The organism is Sulfitobacter sp. PS-8MA, assembly GCF_040933935.1.
Classification (GTDB): Bacteria; Pseudomonadota; Alphaproteobacteria; order Rhodobacterales; family Rhodobacteraceae; genus Sulfitobacter.
The window spans coordinates 1733834-1754282 of sequence record NZ_JBFQYJ010000006.1; the positions used below are offsets into that span (position 1 = coordinate 1733834).

Consider the following 20449-nt stretch of genomic DNA (forward strand, 5'->3'; position numbering starts at 1 on the left):
GAATTATGGTATGAGTTGGGCCGCAGTCCGCCGCCCCTACCCGATCTTGTGGGAAATCGCCAGCTGGGCCGCCGCCAATCGAGCGACAGGAACCCGGAATGGCGAACAGGAAACATAATCGAAGCCCGATTCGCGGCAAAAGGCGATGGATTCCGGGTTGCCGCCATGCTCGCCGCAGATCGACAGGGTGATTCCCGGCTGCGCTTTGCGCCCCCTCTCGGCGCCAAACTGGAGCAATTCGCCAACCCCCCCGGTGTCGAGCACATGGAACGGGTCTTCGGGATAGACCCCCTGCTGCACGTAGTTCGACATAAAGCGCCCCGCATCATCGCGCGACAGCCCATAGGTCATCTGCGTGAGATCATTGGTCCCGAAGCTGAGAAAGGCCGAATGCGGTGCGATATCTGCCGCACGCAGACAGGCGCGCGGGGTTTCGACCATCACGCCGAGCCGGTAGGTGAAACTCGCGTCGCGCTCACTGCGCACGGCGGCGGCCACGGCATCGACGGAGGCTTTGACCAGTTCCACCTCGCGCCGCGCACTGACCAGCGGGATCATGATCTCCGGCACCACCGGCTCCCCGTCGCGGCTGGCCTCAATGGTCGCCTCAAAAATGGCACGCGCCTGCATTTCGTAGATTTCCGGCACCGTCACCCCCAGCCGCACGCCCCGCAAGCCGAGCATCGGGTTGTATTCGGTCATCGCCGAGACCCGCCGGGTCACATCGGACATTTTCAGCCCAAGCGCCTCGGCCAATTCCCGTTGCCCCGGCTTGTCGGAGGGCAGGAACTCATGCAGGGGCGGGTCAAACAGGCGAATGCAGACCGGCTGGCCCTGCATGATACGGAAAAGCTGGGTGAAATCCTTGCGCTGCATCGGCAAGAGCCGTTCCAGCACCGCGCGGCGGTCCTCGCCGCTTTCGGCAAAGATCATCTCGCGCATCACGGTCAGACGGCCGGGTTCGAAAAACATATGTTCGGTGCGGCAGAGCCCGATGCCATGGGCGTTGAAGTTGCGCGCGGTCTGGGCATCGGCGGGGGTGTCGGCATTCGCGCGAATGCCAATGTCAGCCACATCCTCGGCCCATTCCATCAGCCGGTTGAAAGTGTCATCCAGCGCCGCTTCCTGCATCTCCGGCGCGCCTGCGAGCACCTGGCCGGTCGAGCCATCCACTGTCAGCTGATCGCCCGCCGAGAACACCCGCCCGTCAGGCGCGATCACCTGCTCTTGCGAGATCACAAAGCGCATGTTCGACGCGCCCACCACACAGGGCAACCCCATGCCGCGCCCGATCACCGCCGCATGGCTGGTGATGCCGCCGCGTTCGGTCAGCACCGCGCGGGCGGCATGCATGCCGCGAATATCCTCGGGCGTGGTTTCGCGGCGCACGAGGATACAGGCCTCACCCCGCGCCGCACTGGCCTGCGCGTCATTGGATGAAAACACGATCCGCCCGGTGGCAGCGCCCGGGCTGGCGGCAATGCCCTGCCCGATGATGTCCCGCTTGGCATTGGGGGCGACCTGCCGGTGCAGCAGTTCCGACAGCGTGCGCGGCTGGACCCGCATCAGCGCTTCTTCGCGGCTGATGATCCCCTCATCCGCCAGCGCCACGGCGATCCGCACCGCCGCGCGGGAGGAACGGGCGACTTTGACACCATCCAGAATGTGCAGCTTGCCGTCTTCGATGACAAACTCGACCTGCATCTCTGCCCGCAGCCGCCTGCGCATCAGGGCGGCGTGTTCCTTCAGCGTCGCGAAAGCGTCCGGCACCAGTTCTTCGAGCGAGGGGCCGCGCGGGTCGCGCGTGAGGTACATCGCAGCCGCATCGCCCTCCAGCGCATCGCGGCCCTGACTTTGGCTCAGGTAGCGCCCGGTGATCTGCGGCAGCCCGGTGTCACTATCGACCAGTTGCAACACGCCCGAGCCGCATTGCCCCTTGCCCACGCCAAAGGCCATTTCCTGCACCACCAGCCCCAGCCCCGCATCCGCCGGCGCGCCCTTGGCCTGCCGCAAGAGCCGCGCCGAGGTGCCGTTCCACGCCCGCGCCATAGAGCGCAGCACGGCGGCGAGTTGGGTCGCCGGGTCTTGCGGGAAACGCTCTTCGGTCTCGGCCTCATAGGCGCGCAGCGATTCCAGGAGCGCGGCGCGTCCGTCGCCATTGACCTCGTCAAACATATCGGGATCAAGCCGGGCGACATTCACCGCATAGGACTGCACAAATCGCGAATAGAGCGCCGCCGCCGGCCCTTCGCCAATGGATTTCGCGTAATGCTCGAACAGCGCGTCATTGATGCCGATGTTCAACACCGCCCCCGGCCCGCCCCAATCAGGGTCTTGGCTCGACGGGCGCACGCAGAGCAACGCGCCCTCGGGGAATTGATCCACCACCGCCTGCACATCGGGCATCTGCCCGCGCGCGATCCGCTGCACCGCGTCAAAGGACAGCGCCACCGTGCGCGGCACCGGCAGGTCAAGCCGCACCAGCCGTTGCAGACATTTCGCCCGCCCGCCATGGGTGTCATTGGCAATCGGGGCGGTGGGGGTCACCAGCGTGGTGTTCGGATCATTCTGCACTGCGGCACCTTCTACGTTCGGATGCAGCATAGGGGTTGCGGCAGAAGGGGCAAGGGATCTCGCCCCCGGCCCGCCCTACCCGTCGAGCTTGGTCAGATCCGCCACCGCGCTACAGATCGTGCGGATGCGGCTCAGCAGATTGAGCCGGTTGCGCCGCACGGTGGGGTTCTCGGCATTGACCTGCACCGCCTCGAAAAAGGCGTCGATCGGCCCGCGCAATTCCGCCATGGCCGCCATCGCGGTGGAGAAATCCTGCGCCGCCATCGCCGGGGTGATCTTGGCCTCGGCCTTATCCAGCGCGGCGAAGAGGTCTTTTTCGGCCTCCGTCTCAGCGAACTTCGGATCGGCGCCAAAGGAATATTCCACGCCATCGGCCTCTTCGGCTTGGCTGAGGATGTTATTGGCGCGTTTGAAGCCTTGGATCAGGTTTTCGCCGTCGTCGGTCTTCAAGGTCTCCGACAGGGCGCGGGCGCGTTTGACCAAGAGGGTCAGGTCGTCGCTGCCCTTCATGGCGATACAGGCGTCGATGACGTCGTGGCGGATGCCCTGGTCGCGGAGGTAGACTTTGAGGCGGTCGTGGATGAATCCCACAATATCTGCGGTATCGGCCCGGCCCGCATCACGGTCGCCGACGATCTCGGCGCTTTGATCCAGCACGTCGTTCAGCGACAGCGACACATCATTCTCTACCAAAATCCGGATCACCCCCAAGGCCGCCCGGCGCAGCGCGAAGGGGTCCTTGCTCCCGGTCGGCTTCTCGTCAATCGCCCAGAAGCCGGTAAGCTTGTCGATCTTCTCGGCCAGCGCCACGGCAATAGACACCGGCGCTGTCGGCACGTCATCGGACGGCCCCAGCGGCGCGTAGTGATCCTTCGCGGCATCCGCCACGGCATCCGACATCCCGGCCTTGCGGGCATAGTAGCTGCCCATCAGACCCTGCAATTCGGGGAACTCATAGACCATCTCGGAGCTGAGATCGGCCTTGGCCACCCGTGCGGCCTGCTCGGCTTCATCGGCATCGGCACCGACCAGCGGGGCCAGTTCTCGCGAGAGGGTCGCCATGCGGTCGATCAACTCGGCCTGGGTGCCCAGCTTGTTGTGGAAGGTGACGTTTTCGAGCGCCTTGACCCAAGTCTCCATCCCCGCGCCGGTGGTAACGCTGCGCAGGTCGTTGTCCCAGAAGAACTTCGCATCCGACAGACGCGCGCCCAGCACCTTTTCATTGCCCGCAAGGATCGTCGCACCATCATCGGCGGTGGTGCGGTTGGCGACGGTGATGAAACGTTCGATCTGGCCCGACTTCGGGTTGCGGACCGAAAAGAACTTCTGATGCTCTTTCATCGAGGTTTGCAGCACCTCGGGCGGCAGGCCAAGGAAGTCCTCGCCGATGCGCCCCATCAGCACGACGGGGTATTCGACCAGCCCGGCAACTTCGGCCAGCAGGCCAGCGTCTTCGACGACCTCCAGCCCCGCCGCGAAGGCCATATTGGTGGCGTCATGCCAGATCGTGTCGGCCCGCGCGGCGGGGTCGAGCACGACAGAGGCACGCGCGAGTTTGCTCTGGTAATCCTCAAAACCCGTGACTTCGATCTCATCGGGGGCAAGGAAACGGTGGCCGCGCGTGGTGTTCCCGGCGGTGATGCCGTCCACGGTGAGCGGCACAACCTCGGCCCCGGCTTCATCGCTGATGATACAGAGAATGGAATGCAGCGGGCGGACCCATTTGAGACTGCCCGTGCCCCACCGCATCGACTTGGGCCATGGGAAGTTGCGGATGGTGTGCTCCAGCACCTCGGCCACGATCTCGGCGGCCGGACGGCCCGGCTTCTCGATCTTGGCAAAAAGCACTTTCCCCTTCGGCGTGTCGCGTTCCTCAAGCTGGTCGCGGGTCAGCCCGGCACCGCGCAAAAACCCTTCGATGGCTTTTTCGGGCGCGTCGGCCTTGGGCCCCTTGCGCTCTTCCACCTGACGGGGGCTGGCGGCGAGCATATCGCCAAGCGCCAGCGTCAAGCGGCGGGGGGTGGTGAAAACGGCGGCGGAGCCATAGGTCAGACCGGCCTCAACCAGACCGTTGGTCACCAGTTTTTGCAGGTCTTCGCCCGCGCGTTTCTGCATCCGCGCGGGGATTTCTTCGGAAAAAAGTTCAATCAGCAGATCTGGCACGGGCGGCCCCCAATTCTTGCCGCGACGGCGGCGTCTCATCGGGGGCTTGGATAACGGGCGGGGGGCCGAGGGTCTAGCCCCCCGCGCGGCGATTAATCAAGCAGGGTGCGGATATCGGGGTCAGAGAATTTCGGCACCACCCGGTAGCCTGCTTCGACGAAATTATAGACGGCAAAGCCGATCAGACCGAGCCCGGCCCCGCCCAGAAGGAACCGCCCAAAGGCCACGCTGCGCAGCGATTGCAGCGCCTCGCCCAAGCCCCCTGCCTGCTGCGGGTTCGCCGTCAGCGCGGCATAGCCGAGCGACCCGGCCACCAGCGCCAGCATGATGCCATAGACGACAAGACCGATGGTCAGGATCGGATCAATGCTTTCGGTGAAATGGGTGCGCGCCAGATGGCCTTTGTATTTCCCGCTCCAGCCCTTGTAGGCATAGTAGATGCCCGCGCCGAGCAGGATCAGCGCAATGGCCGCCACGATATAGCGGCCCATCGGCATCGCCATCAGCTTTTGCGTCCAGTCCTTGGCGGAATCGCCGCCGCTGTTCTTGCCGCTCATCGCCAGCGCCAGAACCGAGACCCCGATACCGCCGTGGATCAGCCCGGTGGTGATCTGCCCCAGCCGCGCGATGAGCCCCTTGGGATCGGTGCCCTGATCTTCCACATCCTTGACGCCTGCGGTCACCCGCCAGACCAGATAGGCCAGCAGCCCGATGCCGATCGCGAAGAGGGCGGGCACGCCGTAGGGCTCGTCGCGCAGCGCGGCCAAAGCGTCCTTGGTGCCAGAGGCCTGGGTGGATTTGAAGGCCGCCAAGAGGGCCAGCCCGCCGATGATCGTATAAATCACGCCGCGCGACCCATAGCCCGCGCGCATCACCCATTTCAGTCCTTCATGTGTTTTTTCTGACATTCTCGCCCCCGTTCCATTCGGGGACAAGCGTTCGGCAGCGGCAAAAAGTTCCGCGCGAATGTCGGTGAGACGCGAACTGTGGTCAGTCGGCAGGCTGCTCGGGGCAGGCTTCCCCGACCACGGTGCCATCATAGGATTTCTCGCCGCAGTCGTTCAGCTCATGCCAGATATAGCCGCGCCCGTCTTCGGTGAGCGCCACGATCCGGTCGACCCCGTAATGCACGTTCTTCCCGCCAAGGAAGGTCAGCGCCGTGCCTGCCTTGATCTCGGCCCCAAGGGCCGCGGCATCGAAACAATCGAACCAGCCCGGCGCGTTGCGCGGGTCGGTGTGGTCGGTCATCTCATAGGTCTCTGTCGCCATGGCGAGGCTCAGGTCGGTCTCGAAACAGGCGCGGAAGCGAATCGGCGAACTGTCAGCGTCGATGGCTTGCAGGTTGCGGGTGGCGATCTCTTCGGGTTCTTGCGTGGCCCGCGAGACAAGCTGCACCTGCGCCTCCGGCACCTCGCGGTAGAACCCGTAGATCTGCAGGTAATAGAGCGCCGCCCCCGCGATCAGGGCACAGGCGAGGATGACGCTGCCGACGATCTTGCCGTTCATGACGCGGGCGCGCCTTCCGCCTCGGGCGTCCAGCCGCCCGCGCGGGTTTGCACAAAGGCATCGGCACATTGTTTGGCCAAGCTGCGCACGCGGCCGATATAGGCTTGCCGTTCGGTCACCGAAATCACCCCCCGCGCGTCGAGCAGGTTAAAGATATGGCTCGCCTTGATGCATTGGTCATAGGCCGGATGCGCCATGACGATGCGCTTGCCCGTCTTCGGGTCTTGTGCCGGCTGCTCCAGAATGAACTGGCAATGCGCCTCGGCCTCGTTGAACTGATCCAGCAGCACCTCGGTATTGGCGGTGTCAAAGTTCCAGCGCGCGAATTCCTCTTCGGTCTGTTTGAACACATCGCCATAGGTCAGCGGGATCGGTGCGTCGGGGCTGTTAAACGGCATGTCCATGACGTGATCGACCCCCAGCACATACATCGCCAGACGCTCCAACCCATAGGTCAACTCGCCCGAGACCGGGTGGCAGTCATGGCCGCCGACCTGCTGGAAATAGGTGAACTGGCTGACTTCCATACCGTCGCACCAGACCTCCCAGCCCAGACCCCAGGCGCCGAGCGTCGGGCTCTCCCAATCGTCCTCGACAAAGCGGATGTCATGCAACGCCATGTCGATGCCGATGGCCTTCAGCGAGCCGAGGTAGAGCTCTTGCAGGTTGGGCGGGCTCGGTTTGATCAGCACTTGGTACTGGTAATAGTGCTGCAAGCGGTTGGGGTTCTCGCCATAGCGCCCGTCGGTGGGGCGGCGCGAGGGCTGCACATAGGCCGCGGCCCAAGGCTGGCTGCCAAGGCTGCGCAGGGTGGTCGCCGGGTGAAATGTCCCGGCCCCCACTTCCATGTCATAGGGCTGCAGAACCGCACAGCCCTGCCGCGCCCAATAGCCCTGCAAGGCAAGGATGATCTCTTGAAAAGAACGTGGTTTTTGCGCGGCGTCAGACATGGCACTTGCCCCTTGATGATGCGCGCCTTTCCTACGGCTGCTGACGCGGGGGGTCAATCGCAGCTTTGTGAGTTTCTCGGCCCGTTTCTCATGGTATTTGCGCTGCTTTCCAGCGTAGTCTGCCCCGGATTTGGTTTTGCGAGAGTTGAGTGACGATGAAGCGACTTCTTTTTGCCCCCGTGGCAATCTTCCTAGGTCTGAGCCTGCTTATGACGGGGTTCGCCCGGGCCCAATCGGACGAGGATATCCTATGGGTGCAGATCGAGGCATTGCCGTCTTTGGCCGAGGCCACCGAGCGCGCGCGGGCCTATGATGCGCTGCTGGATGATGTAAGTGGCTTCTCTCTGGGGGGCGGCTGGTACGGTATCGCGGTTGGCCCTTACCGTCGCGCCGATGCGCAATTGGTGCGCCGCAGCTATGTCCGCGATGGTCTGGTGCCGCGGGATGCTTTCCTCCAGCAATCCTCGCGCTTTCGCCAGCAATTCTGGCCGGTTGGGGCCAATGTGCTTGAGACCGGCGTGATCGACGCGCCTGCAACCCTGGGCGACAGCCCCGCCGAGGAAGCCGCATCGGGAAGCGAAACCCCCGAAGTGACCACAGAGCCCCTCGCGCCGGCAGGCCCGAATGACACCGCCGCAAACGACGCCGAGGTCGCGGAACTGACGGCGGAACTTGAAGCCGCCATCAATGAGGAGGGTCAGACAGAGGCCGAGGCCGAAGTCCCCTCCGCGCCCGTGATCCCCGAAGAAACCCTCGCCGAAGCGCGCCAGTCCGAGCGCGCGCTGAACGGCGAGGAACGCCGCGCCTTGCAGATCGCTCTGAAATGGGCCGGCTACTATGACGCAGGCATCGACGGGGCCTTTGGCCGGGGGACGCGCGGCTCCATGCGCGCCTGGCAGGAAGCCAATGGCTATGACGGCACCGGCGTGCTCACCACGCGCCAGCGGGCCGCGCTGCTGGCGCAGTATAACGCCGTGCTCGATGGGCTGGGGATGGAGCGCGTGCGCGATGACAAGGCCGGGATCGAAATCATGATGCCCACCGCCGAAGTCGCCTTCGCCCGCTATGAGCCGCCCTTTGCCCATTACGATGCCAACGGGAATCTCGGCGCGCGGGTGCTGCTGATCAGCCAGCCGGGCGACCGCGATACGCTCTATGGGCTTTATGACATCATGCAGACGCTCGAAATCGTGCCTTTGGAAGGCCCAAGGGACCGGGGGCGCGACTCCTTTGAACTGATCGGCGAGAATGGCAGCATCGTCAGCCAGACGCAGGTCTCGCTGGAAGACGGGCAGATCAAGGGCTTTACCCTGATCTGGCCCGCCGGTGACGAAGATCGCCGCCGCCGTGTGGTGGCGGAAATGTCGAAGAGCCTGACCCGCCTGCCCGGCGTGCTGGACCCGGCTGCCGGCACCCCTGATGCGCAGGCGATTGACCTTGTCGCGGGGCTGCAAATCCGCCAGCCCAAGATTGCCCGCAGTGGTTTTTTTGTCGATGACCAGGGCACCGTCGCCACCACCAACGAAGTCGTAGGCGCCTGCACCCGCGTGACGCTGGACGAAGATACCGAAGCGCAGGTTCTGGTCTCGGACAAGGACAGCGGCATCGCCCTGTTGCAACCCGCCAGCACGCTGGCCCCTTTGGCGGTGGCGCAGTTCAGCACGCAAGCACCGCGTTTGCAGTCTGAAGTCTCGGTCGCGGGCTATTCCTATGGCGGTGTGCTGAGCGCGGCGACGCTGACCTTCGGCACCCTGTCGGACCTCAAAGGGCTGAACGGCGAGGAAAGGCTGAAGCGGCTGGAGCTGAAGGCCCAACCCGGCGATGCGGGCGGCCCGGTCTTTGACGAGAAAGGCCATATCGTCGGCATGCTGCTTCCCCGCGCGGAGGGCGACCGCAAGCTTCCGGCCAATGTCAGTTTTGCGCTGGACGCGGCGGCCATCCGCAACGCGGCGCAAGAGGCCGGGGTGAGCATCGCCACGGCCTCCAACAGCGGCAGCGCCATCGCGCCGCGTGATCTTACGGTGCAGGCGCAGGGCATGACGGTGCTGGTCAGCTGCTGGGAGTGATCCCCGCTCAAGGCTAGGACAGACAAAGGGGCGGCATCATGGGTGCCGCCCCTTTTTCATGGCCGCCGCGTCAGGCGCGCCAGAATTTCGCGGTGAACATGACATAGACCGCCAGAAGCTCCAGCCGCCCGATCAGCATGGCAACAATCAATATCCATTTCGCGGTGTCGTTGAGACTGCCGAAATTGCCCGCCGGCCCGATGATCGAGCCAAGGCCCGGGCCGATATTCGCCAGCGCTGCTGACGCGCCGGAGATCGAGGTGACGAAATCGAGCCCGGTGAGGCTCAGCGCCACCGAGATCAGCCCGAGGGACACGATGAAAAACATGAAGAAAGACATCACCGAGCTCAGAACATCCCCCCCCACCGGGCGGCCATCGTAGCGCGGTGTAAAGACCCCATGCGGAGAGCGGATGCGGCGGAGCTGCGCCCGGATCGAGGCAAAGAGCAACTGGTAGCGGAAGATCTTGATCGAACAGGTGGTCGAGCCCGCGCAGCCGCCGATCAGACCGATGAAAAAGAACAGGGCCACGGCAAAGGGCCCCCATGTCATATAGTCGGCCGAGGCATAGCCGGTGCCGGAGATGATCGAGGTGATGTTAAAGAGCGCCTCCCGCAGCATCCGTTCCGCGTCATAGCTAAAGACCCCGCGCAGCAGCACGAAGCCCACGCCGACGAGCACCGCCAAGGTCACGAGAAAACCGCGCACCTGCGGGTCGCGGTGCAGGGCGACGGGGTTGCCGTTGATCAGCTGCACATACCGCACGAAGGGAAGCGCCGCGAGGATCATAAACAGGCTGGCGACATATTCTGCCGGGCCGGAAAATGTGGCAAAGGACGCATCGTAATTGGAAAAACCGCCGGTGGATACGGTGGTCAGCGCGTGGACCGTGGCGTCGAAAGTGCTCATGCCCAGAGCGAGGTAGCTCAGCACACAGGCGAGGGTCAGCCAGACATAGATCACCGAGATCTGGGTGGCGATCTGACCCGCGCGGGGGAGGATCTTGCCAAAGGTGTCAAAGGACTCGGATTTGAAAATCTGCATCCCGCCGACGCGCAGTTCAGGCAGGAACACCATGGCCACAACGATGATCCCGATCCCGCCGAGCCATTGCAGGATGCCCCGCCAGATCAGCAGACCTTTGGGCAATGCGTCCAGCCCTGTCAGCACGGTCGACCCGGTGGTGGTCAGCCCCGACATGGCCTCAAAGACCGCGTCGGTCATACTGGCGTCGGTCGCGCCAAGCACAAAGGGAAGCGCCCCAAAGAGCGGCAGCATCAACCAGACGCCGGTGGTGAGCATGAATGTCTGTTGGATGGTCAGCCCTTGGCGTACGCCATTGGCGCAGGCCAGCGCGATCATACCGCCGCTGAGCATGGTGATGACAGCGCTTTCGACAAAGACCCACCATTGGCCCCGTCCCTCGGCCAGATCAACGAGGATCGGCACGATCATGGCAAAGCCCAGCACGGCCACCAAAAGGCCCACGACATATCCGACAGGTCGTATATCCAACATTCGCGCAGCGTTGGCTTGGCCGCGAGCCGCTGTCAAGCGGCGACGGGTGCAGGACGTGATTTGCCCGGCACCCGTGGCAGGTTTAGATGTAGTAGAGGTCTTTGAAGACGTGGTGGACGATCTGGTCGCGCTCGATACCAAGCTCGGCCAGTTCGGCATCGCTCTTGGCTTGCAGGCGCTGGACCTGATCATAGCGATGATGCGCGGTCGAGCCCAGCATGATGCCATGACCGACCCCAGCAAAGAAGCGGCGCAAACCAGCAGCCGCGCGGCGCAGGGTATCGGTCAGCGAGACGGTGTGGGCGGGGTGAGCAGTGCTCTGGTAGGTCATTTGATTGCCTTTGCAATTCAGGGTGTTTCGATGACCCTTAGATAGGCAATGCTGCACCGCAGCAGAACCGACGTTTCTGCATAGCGGCTGGGCGTGGCTTGCAGGGCTATGGCGCGTTCACACCCCCCCTGCCGGGGGGCCAGCCCGCCTGTCCCCGAAGTATTTCCGGCCAAAAAGGAGGCGCGCGCGGGTCAGCCGACGTGGAAGAGCGTGTTGAAGAGTTTCGGGTCGATGCTCTCGGCCGCGAAAGTTTCGCCCTGGGTCAGGATGCTGATCGCGTCATGGCTGTGCAGGCTTTCCTGATGGCTGGCGACGATGCGAAAATCGCCGACGCGGTCTTCGGCCAGCAGTTGCTCGCAGAACAGGCGCGCGGCGTCTTCGACAAAGATCGGGTTGGCGGCGTTCAGCTCGGCAAAAGCCTGTTCGTCTTCGCGCTTCACCATCACCTGCGTCTCGGTCGGCACCGCCCTGCGGCAGAGGTCGATGAGGTCTTCGAACCAGAGACAGTCGCCCGCCTCCAAAGTCTCCACCGAGATCCGCGCCACGGACCGTTGAGAATGCGGGGTCGCAAGCTGCTGGCGGGTCTGCCGGGCGTGTTCAGAGAGTTCCAGCGAACAGGGGCAGGTGCTGGAATAGACGTAATCGAGGTGAATGAGCTTCTTGCGGTTGCCCCCCTGTTCGACCAGTTCCAGCGCGATGTCGTAATATTGGTAACCGGTCAGGCCCGAGCGCAGGCTGCCGATCTTCATCGGGAAGGAAAAGCGCATCTGGATCCGGGCGTCGAGGCTTTCGAGGTCGGCCTTGTAATCGTCCAGCGCCGCTTCGATGACGTCAAAGCTAAAGGTCGCCTCGGCATGGCGGTAAAAGCTGCGCATGATCCGGGACATGTTGATGCCCTTCTTCTCGGCATCGAGCGAGACCGAACCGGTGACCGAGGTCTCCAGCTGCAAATCCCCGCCTTCACGGCTGCGGTAGCGGATCGGCAGGCGGAAGTTGGAAATGCCCACATGTTGGATCAACTGCTGGGCGCCGCGGATCAGGCTGGCCGGGCCGTTTTGCAGGTCCGGCAGGGTGGCCATGTAATTGGCCCCGGCGGTGAAATCCGTTGGATAAGCGCGGCTGAGCGAGGGGTAGTCGGCGGGGGTGAGCATCCGGGCCAGAGCCGGGTCAAGCGCGGCAAGCTCGCCCGGGCCTGCCGTCTTGGCCCAGGCGCGCAGGGTGTTGAGCGCGGCCTCGGCCGCGTCTCGGTCGGGTGTCTCAGGCACCTCTGTCGCGATGTTCATTGCGCGCCCCTCCGGTCTTTCCCGCCCAATGTATGACGCTTGGACCGGAAATGCCACTGCGGCTGCGACACTTCGGGTCAGGCCTGCGCCGCCGCCGCCAAGGCTTGGGACAGATCGGCGCTCAGATCGTCGACATGTTCCAGCCCAACGCTGACCCGGACCAACCCCGGGGTAATGCCCAGCAAGTCCTTGGTTTCCTGCGGCAAACGCTGGTGGGTCGTGGTCGCGGGATGGGTCAGGATGGTCTTGGCATCGCCCAGATTGTTCGAGATGATCCCGACCTTGAGCGCGTTCAAAAAGGCAAAGGCCGCCGCTTTGCCGCCTTTGAGGTCAATGGACAGAACCGTGCCGCCAGCCCCCATCTGCTGCCGGGCCAGCGCGTTTTGCGGATGCCCCGGCAGACCGGGGTAGATCACGCGCGCCAAAGCGTCATGGCCGTCGAGCGCTTCCGCCAATGCCTGCGCGCTGGCGGCCTGGGCCCGGACACGCAGGTCGATGGTCTCCAACCCTTTCAGCATGATCCAGGCGGTGAAGGGGCTCATCGCGCCGCCGGTGTGTTTCATATAGGGCTCCAACGTGCCGCGGATGAAATCGCGGCTGCCGAGCACCACACCGCCCAGGGCACGCCCCTGCCCGTCGATATGTTTGGTCGCCGAATAGATCACCACATCCGCCCCCTGAGAGATCGCGCGGGAGAAGACCGGCGTGGCGAAGACATTGTCGACCAGCACCAGCGCGCCCTTGGCATGGGCCAGTTCGGCCACCGCTTCGATGTCGATCACCTCTAGCGTCGGGTTGGCGACGGATTCGAAAAAGACGGCGCGGGTCTCGTCGCGGATCGCAGCCTGCCAAGCGCCGAGGTCGCTGCCGTCCACAAAGGTCACCTCGACCCCGTAGCGGCCCAGAATTTCCTCCAGCACGTAGATACAAGAGCCAAAGAGCGCGCGCGCCGAGACCACATGATCGCCGGCTTTCAGCAGTGAGATCAGCGCGCCGGAGACCGCGGCCATGCCGCTGGCGGTTGCGAAAGCGTCCTCGGCCCCCTCCAGCGCCGCGATACGTTCTTCGAACATCGCGACAGTGGGGTTGCCATAGCGGGCATAGATGAACTCATCCGGGCCGATCTCTTCAAACCGGGCCGCGGCCTGTTCCGCGCTGTCATAGACAAAGCCCTGGGTCAGAAAGATCGCCTCGCTCACTTCGCCATATTGGCTGCGGCGGGTGCCTGCGTGGATCGCTTGGGTGCGCGGGTGCCGGTCATTGCTCATATCATCATCCCTTTGGGCCCGACCTTGCGGGCAATAAAAAACCCCAGACGCGGCCAAGCGAAAGGGGTCTTTCATCCTGACCTTTTAGCGGCATGTTTTACGTGGCCCACAATCCGGTAACAAATCGCCACGCGGCGTGGATTACGCCGCGGCGCGGTGCAGGTCAACAACTTCGCTGCGGACAGAGCGATTTTGCCGCGTCAGCTTTGGTCTTTCTTCTCGCCATAGGCTTCGAAGAGTTTGCCCTGCGCCATGAAGAAAACGAAAATCGCCGCCGTCAGGCCGAAGGTTTTGAAATAGACCCAAGTGTCGGTCGAGAAGAACCGCCAGATCAGCTCATTCGCCAGCGCCAGACCGAAGAAGAAAATCATCAACCGTTTGGTCAGCAGCATCCAGCCTGCGTCTTGCAGGGGCATCATCTCTTCCATGACGTATTTCAGATAGGACTGCCCGCGCAGCAGACCGACCGCCAGCAGGCCACCGAAGAGCAGATAGATCAGCGTCGGCTTCATCTTGAAGAAACGGTCATCGTTGAGCCAGACCGACAGCCCGCCAAAGATCACGACCAGCACCACCGTCGCCACCTGCATGCGGCTGATCTTGCCCGTGAGCGCCCAAAGCGCACCGGTGGCCAGCACCAAGAGCGGCACGAACATCGCCGTGACCACGATGAACCCGTCGTATTGCGTGCCCCCGAAACTATAGCTGTTATCCTTCAGCCACAGATAGGCGACGAGGAAGGCCAGCACCGGCCCATATTCCAGCCCTGCGCGCAGCATTGGGTTGATCTCTCTTGGTTCTGACATGCCTGCTCCTTCAGCCGCCCATTTCTACAATCACCGCCCCGGCCGCGATCAGCGCCATCAGCGCGATGCGGCGCGGGCCGACGGTTTCTTTCAGCACCACCACCCCGATCAGCGCGGCAAAGACGGTCGAGGTCTCGCGCAGCACCGCCGCCTCGCCCACCTTGTCCAGCCGCGTGGCCAGCATCACCGACCCGAAACTGGCGAAAGCGATGATCCCGCCGATGAAACCGCGCAGCATCAGCGGCGCGACCTCGGGCGGGTTCTGCATCCTATGCCAGCGCCGCCAAGCGATCACCGGCATCACCAACCCGTCGATCATGAAAAACCACGCGAGGAAGGTGAAAGGATCCGCCGTGGCGCGAATACCATATGCGTCATATGTGGTGTAAAGCGCCACGAACAAGCCCGTGAGCACCGCAAGGCCAAGGGCGGCATGTAGCGTATCACGCGCGGTGACGAGGTTGCGCAGATTATAGATCGCCAACCCGAAAATCCCGCTCAGCAACACGCCGACGCCCAGCCATTGGACGACGTTGAACTTCTCGCCAAAGATCAGATAGGCGCCGACCACCGCAAAAAGCGGGCCAGTGCCGCGCACGACCGGATAGACGACCGTATAGGCGCCCTTGGTATAGGCCCATGCCTGCAACAGCTTGTAGAAGACGTGAATGACAAAGGCGCCGAGGAAGATCACCCACATATGCGGCTCGGGCCATGGCACGACGAAAAGCGCAAAGGGTGCCGCCATGACGCCATAGGAGGCATCAATCGCCCCCCGGGTGAGCCAGGGATCATGCCGCCCTTTCTGCAAAGCGCCGAAAACCGCGTGGAGAAACGCCGCCGACAGCGCCAGCCAAAGCGCCGCTGTATGACCTGCCGGCGTGCCTTCGATCGACAACAGCCATTCCGTCATTGCGGAACCACCCCGGCTACGGGCAGTTTACTCTTCAAAGTCTTCTCAATCCACGGAATTTCCATGTTTGAAGCTCTGATCGCTGATCTCACCAATAGCTTTTCAAAAGTACCTGTCACCGTCGCCGCCGCGCGGTTGCTTATGGCGGCCTTCCTCGCGGGGGTCGTCGGATATGAGCGGGAGCGGCGGGACAAACCGGCGGGGCTGCGCACCCATATCATGGTGGCCATCGCGGCCTGTCTGTTCATCATCATCGGGCAGGAATTGGGCAGTCTGGAGTTCGGTGACGGCGACCAGATGCGGTTTGATCCCCTGCGTCTGATCGAAGCCGTAACCGCTGGCGTGGCCTTTCTGGCGGCGGGGATCATCTTCACCTCCAACGGCGAGGTGCGCAACATCACCACGGGGGCCTCGATGTGGCTTGCCGGGGCGATTGGCCTCTCCTGCGGCGCAGGGCAGATCTTGCTGGCCTGTCTCACGGCCCTTGTGGTGGTCACTGTGCTGGCCGTTCTGCGGAAAGTGGAAAAGAAACTGGGCACCCACGATTGAGGCGGGCCGCCGCGCAAGGGGCGAGATTGTCAGGCATCCACGCCCACCAGAGCGGCGGCAAATTCCTGTGGGTCAAAGGGGGAGAGATCGTCGATCTGCTCGCCCACGCCCACGGCATGAATGGGCAGGCCGAACTGGTCCGCGAGCGCCACCAGCACCCCCCCTTTGGCGGTGCCGTCAAGCTTGGTCATCACCAGACCGCTCACATCAGAAATCTCTTGGAAAACCTTCACCTGGTTCACCGCATTCTGCCCGGTGGTGGCGTCGAGGACCAACAGGGTATTATGCGGCGCGGTCTCGTCTTTCTTGCGGATCACGCGGACGATCTTGGCCAGTTCCTCCATCAGATCGCCGCGGTTCTGCAAGCGGCCTGCGGTGTCGATCAGCAGCAGATCGGCGCCCTCTTCCTGCGCGCGGCCCATGGCGTCATAGGCAAGGCTCGCCGGGTCACTGCCCTGTGCGGCGGTCAGCACCGGCACGCCCGCACGCTCGCCCCAGACCTGCAATTGCTCCACCGCGGCTGCGCGAAAGGTATCGCCTGCGGCAATGACCACCTTCTTGCCCGCCGCGCGGAATTGCGAGGCAAGTTTGCCGATGGTCGTGGTCTTGCCCGAGCCGTTGACGCCGACCACCAAGACCACCTGCGGCGTCTTGGCATAGATCGGCAGCGGGCGGGCCACCGGCTCCATGATGCGCCCCACCTCGGTGGCGAGCAGTTGCTTGATCTCTTCCACCGAGAGCTTCTTGCCAAAGCGCCCCTCGGCCATATTCGCCGTCACCCGCAGGGCCGTATCGACGCCCATATCGGCGCTGATGAGCAGTTCTTCGAGCTGCTCCAACATGTCATCATCCAAGACCCGCCGCACCGCAGGTTTGGCCGACCGCCCCATCAGACGGCCCAGCAGCCCCGGTTTGGCGGCCACGGGTTCTGACGTTTCTTCCGTCAGATCCGGGGCGACCGGGGTCATGGCCTGCCGCAGCCCGCCGGGCTGGGGCATCTCAACGGGCGTGGGCGCGGGGCCAGGGTCGCGCACCGGCGGCACCGGGTCAGGCTCTGGCACCGGTTCGGGGTCAGGAACCGGCGGGATCGGCTCAGGCTCCGGGGTCGGTTCAGGGTCTTGTGGTAGCTCTTGAGGCTCCGGGGTTGGCTCCGGATCAGGCAGCTCCGGCCTGGGCTCGGGCTGGCCGGGATCGGGCTGTGGCCCCGGTTGCGGCACAGGCTCCGGGCTCGGCTGCGGATCGGGCTGCGCCGCACGCTCTGCGGCCAGCATCGGGCCACTGTCTTCCTGACGGTCCGGCATCACATCCGACGCGACGCCCGGCGCGTCCATCACCGCATCCACCGGCGCCACCTCGGGCTCGGCCTCCGGCGCGCCGCCGTCGCTGACGATCGCCTCCAGCCCCTCGTCGATCTTGGACGAGGATTTGAACAAACGATCTTTTAGCTTTGTGAAGAATGCCATGGGCGCCTCCCTTGTTTCCACATGATCTATAGGCTCGCTCTGCCAGATGGAAGAGCGCCCTATGCCAATAGAAACCGTTGTCGCTGCCTGCCGGTTCAGATTTCCTCGGGAAAATGCTTGATGACCATGCGGATCGGGTTCGGCGCCGCCTGCCCCAGCCCACAGATCGAGGCATCGACCATCGCGGTGGACAATTCCTCAAGCAGCCCCTGATCCCACTGGTCGGCCTGCATCAGCTTTACCGCCTTTTCACAGCCGACCCGGCAAGGGGTGCATTGCCCACAGCTTTCATCCTCAAAGAACCGCAGCATGTTGAGCGCCGCCGCCCGCGCGCTGTCTTGGTCTGACAGCACAACCACCGCCGCCGACCCGATAAAGGAGCCATGCGGCTGTAGCGTGTCGAAATCGAGCGGAATGTCAGCCATCGACGCGGGCAGCAGCCCCGAAGACGGCCCGCCCGGCTGATAGGCTTTGAAGCGATGCCCCGCGGCCATGCCCCCTGCGGCGTCGATAATGTCGGTGATCGTGGAGCCTGCGGGCAAGAGATACATGCCCGGCTTGGCCACCCGACCCGAGACCGAATAGCTGCGCAGCCCGCGGCGCCCGTTCTTTTCGGTCGCGTTCAGCACCTGCGGCCCCTCGCGGCAGATGCGCGCGACCCAATGCAGGGTTTCGACATTATGCACCAGCGTCGGCTGGCCAAAGACCCCCACCTGCGCCACATAGGGCGGACGGTGGCGCGGCAGGCCGCGTTTGCCTTCGATGCTTTCGATCATGGCGCTTTCTTCGCCGCAGATATAGGCCCCCGCCCCGCGCCGCAGCTCGACATAGCCCGGCGCGATCAGACCCGCCGCTTCCAGGGCCGCAATCTCGCGCCGCAGGATTTCCAGCACCGCGGGATATTCGTCGCGCATGTAAAGAAAGACGCGCTCGGCCTCGACCGCCCAGGCGGCGATCAACATGCCCTCCAAGAAAAGATGCGGTGTGCGCTCCAGATACCAGCGGTCCTTGAACGTCCCCGGCTCGCCCTCATCCCCGTTCACCGCCAGATACCGCGGCCCCGGGTTGGCGCGCACAAAGCCCCATTTCTTGCCCGAGGGGAAACCCGCGCCGCCCAACCCGCGCAGCCCCGCGTCGAGGAGTTGGGCTTGCACCGCCTCCCAATCCCCGCCCTCACGCAGCTTTAGCAGCGCCTCGTAACCGCCTGCTTTCGCGTAGTTTTCATAGGTCTCGTATTCTGGCAGATGCGCGTGGGTCTCGCCTGCGGCAACGGCCGCCTGCACCTTTTCCACGGTCGCGTGGTCGATATGGTTATGCCCCAGTTCCAGCACCGGCGCGGTATCACAGCGCCCCATGCAGGGCGCGCGCAGCACGCGCACCACGGTGGGGTCCAACCCATCTTCCAGCGCGGTTTTTAAGGCCTGCGCCCCGGCCAGTTCACAAGACAGCGAATCGCAGACCCGTATGGTGAGCGCCGGCGGCGGGGTTTCCCCCTCTTTCACCACGTCGAAATGGGCGTAGAAACTGGCGACCTCATAGACCTCGGCCATAGAGAGGCGCAGCTCCTCGGCCAGCGCCCGCAGATGCGCGGCGGAGAGATGGCCAAAGCGGTCCTGAATAAGGTGTAGATATTCGATCAGCAGGTCGCGGCGGTGCGGCCCATCGCCCAAAAGCGCCCGGACCTCGGCCCAGGCGGCATCTTGCAACTGGCGGCCCTTGGGGTGGTGACGCCCTTTGCCCTTGCCAGATTTCCAAACCCCTTTTTGCGGGTCTTTCCCAGCCGCATTACCTTGCCCGTCCAGCGCCATATTTCCCCCCGCTATCTCGCTTCGCGCCCTGTCTAGCCCATCCATGCCCGAGGCGGCGATCAAAAAACGACATTTAGTGGCATGTTTGAGTTGCGCGCGCCCCGCTCGGCGGTGGAGAAGATAGGGAATACACGCCCCCGCATTGGCTTTCACTTTGCGCGGCCCCGCGTCACTATAGCGCGAACCGCGCAAGGAACGCAGATGTTTTGGTATGCCACCGCCAGCCTGACCCCCGCCCTATTGATCGCGCTGGCCTGCCTCTGGGGCGGGGTCTGGCCGCTTTTGGCGCTGCTGTCGATCACCGGTCATGTCACCTTTATGGACCGGCTCGGGCGGGGGCTGGCGCTCTCTGCGAGCGCGGGGCGCGGGCTGACCCTAACCCTGGCCGCCGCGCATTTCATCCTTCTGCCGCTGGGGGTCTGGGCGATCGGCGCGGCAGCGCATCTGGACGGATGGGACCGGGCCTTGATCTTTGCGGCTCTGGGGCTGTTTCTGGGGCAGGTCAGCAATTCCAACGCGCATGAGTTGATCCACGCGGGCCAACGCATGCCCCGCCGCATCGGCACCGCGGTCTATATCTCCTTGCTGCATGGGCATCATGTGTCGGCCCATCTGCGGGTGCATCACCCCGCTGTGGCCACGCCGGAAGACCCAAACTCCGCCCCGCGCGGCGTCGGGTTCTGGCGGTTCTGGGGGCGGGCCGCTCTGGGCGAGTTTCGCGCCGGATGGCGGGCGGATACCGCACAGCGTCGCCGCGCAGGGCGCAGACGGTCCCGCCTGAGCCACCCCTATGTGGCCTATCTGGCAGGCGGCGCGCTTGCGCTGCTCTGCGCAGCTGCACTCGGCGGCGGGGCGGCACTGGCTGCCTATCTTGGCCTTGTCGCCTATGCCCAGATGCAACTGCTGCTGTCCGATTATGTGCAACACTACGGGCTGCGGCGCCAGCGGCGCCCGGACGGGCGCTATGAGCCCATCGGCCCGCAGCACAGTTGGAATGCGCCGAAATGGTATTCCTCGGCGATGATGCTGAACGCGCCGCGCCATTCGGATCACCACCTGCGCCCGGCCCGCGCCTTTCCGGCGCTGGAGGTCACCGACACTATGCCCAAGCTGCCCTATTCCCTGCCCATCATGGCCGCGATCGCGCTGCTGCCGCCCCTGTGGCACCGGGTTATGGATCGGCGGGTGGACCGCTGGGAAAAGCTCTGAATGCCATAGTTCTAGCGCCAAGCCGCCGTTTCTGGCAGGCT

The 20449-nt window shown here is 64.1% G+C and carries 16 protein-coding genes and 1 riboswitch; of the genes, 3 read left to right on the top strand and 13 right to left on the bottom strand.

Going from position 1 to position 20449, the window contains the following annotated elements; genetic code table 11:
- Positions 1-36 precede the first annotated feature (36 nt).
- The 5 genes from AB4M76_RS12560 to AB4M76_RS12580 all read right to left on the bottom strand — a co-directional run bounded on the left by AB4M76_RS12560 (position 37) and on the right by AB4M76_RS12580 (position 7193).
- Complete coding sequence (locus AB4M76_RS12560; RefSeq protein ID WP_368442216.1) at positions 37-2604, bottom strand: putative PEP-binding protein; 2568 nt, start codon at positions 2602-2604, stop codon at positions 37-39.
- A 45-nt stretch (positions 2605-2649) separates the two neighbouring features.
- Complete coding sequence (gene glyS, locus AB4M76_RS12565) at positions 2650-4737, bottom strand: glycine--tRNA ligase subunit beta (RefSeq protein WP_368442217.1); 2088 nt, start codon at positions 4735-4737, stop codon at positions 2650-2652.
- Between the two features lie 92 nt (positions 4738-4829).
- A complete protein-coding gene (locus tag AB4M76_RS12570) occupies positions 4830-5645 on the bottom strand; it encodes a DUF1206 domain-containing protein (RefSeq protein WP_368442218.1) in 816 nt (271 codons plus the stop codon).
- 82 nt (positions 5646-5727) lie between these two features.
- Entirely contained in the window at positions 5728-6243 is a 516-nt protein-coding gene (locus AB4M76_RS12575) for a DUF6446 family protein (protein ID WP_368442219.1), read from the bottom strand.
- On the bottom strand, positions 6240-7193 hold the full coding sequence (locus AB4M76_RS12580; protein ID WP_368442220.1) for a glycine--tRNA ligase subunit alpha: 954 nt from the start codon (positions 7191-7193) through the stop codon (positions 6240-6242). Before AB4M76_RS12580 ends, AB4M76_RS12575 begins: the two co-directional genes overlap by 4 nt.
- Positions 7194-7348: 155 nt before the next feature.
- Here AB4M76_RS12580 and AB4M76_RS12585 point away from each other — a divergent pair, with 155 nt between their 5' ends.
- Positions 7349-9259, top strand: a complete 1911-nt coding sequence (locus AB4M76_RS12585) for a serine protease (RefSeq protein WP_368442221.1) — start codon at positions 7349-7351, stop codon at positions 9257-9259.
- A 70-nt stretch (positions 9260-9329) separates the two neighbouring features.
- On the opposite strand, the gene AB4M76_RS12590 is transcribed toward AB4M76_RS12585, so the two are convergent.
- From AB4M76_RS12590 to AB4M76_RS12615, 6 genes are all read right to left on the bottom strand, one after another.
- A complete protein-coding gene (locus tag AB4M76_RS12590) occupies positions 9330-10778 on the bottom strand; it encodes a TrkH family potassium uptake protein (RefSeq protein ID WP_368442222.1) in 1449 nt (482 codons plus the stop codon).
- A gap of 82 nt (positions 10779-10860) precedes the next feature.
- The gene (locus AB4M76_RS12595; protein ID WP_368442223.1) at positions 10861-11109 is read right to left on the bottom strand and encodes a hypothetical protein; all 249 of its coding nucleotides are present in this window, start codon (positions 11107-11109) and stop codon (positions 10861-10863) included.
- A gap of 191 nt (positions 11110-11300) precedes the next feature.
- Positions 11301-12392 (bottom strand): GTP cyclohydrolase FolE2, encoded by a 1092-nt coding sequence (folE2, locus tag AB4M76_RS12600; protein ID WP_368442225.1) that lies wholly within the window; start codon positions 12390-12392, stop codon positions 11301-11303.
- A 77-nt stretch (positions 12393-12469) separates the two neighbouring features.
- Positions 12470-13660: an O-succinylhomoserine sulfhydrylase gene (gene metZ / locus AB4M76_RS12605; protein WP_368442226.1), complete on the bottom strand. Its 1191-nt coding sequence runs from the start codon at positions 13658-13660 to the stop codon at positions 12470-12472.
- A gap of 64 nt (positions 13661-13724) precedes the next feature.
- Positions 13725-13801, bottom strand: a riboswitch (SAM riboswitch).
- Positions 13802-13860: 59 nt separating this feature from the next.
- Positions 13861-14466: an inner membrane-spanning protein YciB gene (locus AB4M76_RS12610; RefSeq protein WP_368442227.1), complete on the bottom strand. Its 606-nt coding sequence runs from the start codon at positions 14464-14466 to the stop codon at positions 13861-13863.
- A gap of 10 nt (positions 14467-14476) precedes the next feature.
- Positions 14477-15379, bottom strand: coding sequence for a DMT family transporter (locus tag AB4M76_RS12615; protein WP_368442228.1), 903 nt, complete (start codon positions 15377-15379; stop codon positions 14477-14479).
- Between the two features lie 63 nt (positions 15380-15442).
- Between AB4M76_RS12615 and AB4M76_RS12620 the strand changes: the two genes are divergently transcribed.
- Positions 15443-15928: an MgtC/SapB family protein gene (locus tag AB4M76_RS12620; protein ID WP_368442229.1), complete on the top strand. Its 486-nt coding sequence runs from the start codon at positions 15443-15445 to the stop codon at positions 15926-15928.
- Between the two features lie 29 nt (positions 15929-15957).
- Here the strand turns inward: AB4M76_RS12620 and ftsY are convergent, their stop codons facing one another.
- Both ftsY and AB4M76_RS12630 read right to left on the bottom strand, forming a co-directional pair.
- Positions 15958-17391 (bottom strand): signal recognition particle-docking protein FtsY, encoded by a 1434-nt coding sequence (gene ftsY / locus AB4M76_RS12625; protein WP_368442230.1) that lies wholly within the window; start codon positions 17389-17391, stop codon positions 15958-15960.
- Between the two features lie 95 nt (positions 17392-17486).
- Positions 17487-19199, bottom strand: coding sequence for an NAD(P)H-dependent oxidoreductase subunit E (locus tag AB4M76_RS12630; RefSeq protein WP_368442231.1), 1713 nt, complete (start codon positions 19197-19199; stop codon positions 17487-17489).
- A gap of 201 nt (positions 19200-19400) precedes the next feature.
- On the opposite strand from AB4M76_RS12630, the gene AB4M76_RS12635 reads away from it, so the two are divergent.
- Positions 19401-20408 (top strand): alkane 1-monooxygenase, encoded by a 1008-nt coding sequence (locus tag AB4M76_RS12635; RefSeq protein WP_368442232.1) that lies wholly within the window; start codon positions 19401-19403, stop codon positions 20406-20408.
- The last annotated feature ends 41 nt before the right edge of the window (positions 20409-20449 follow it).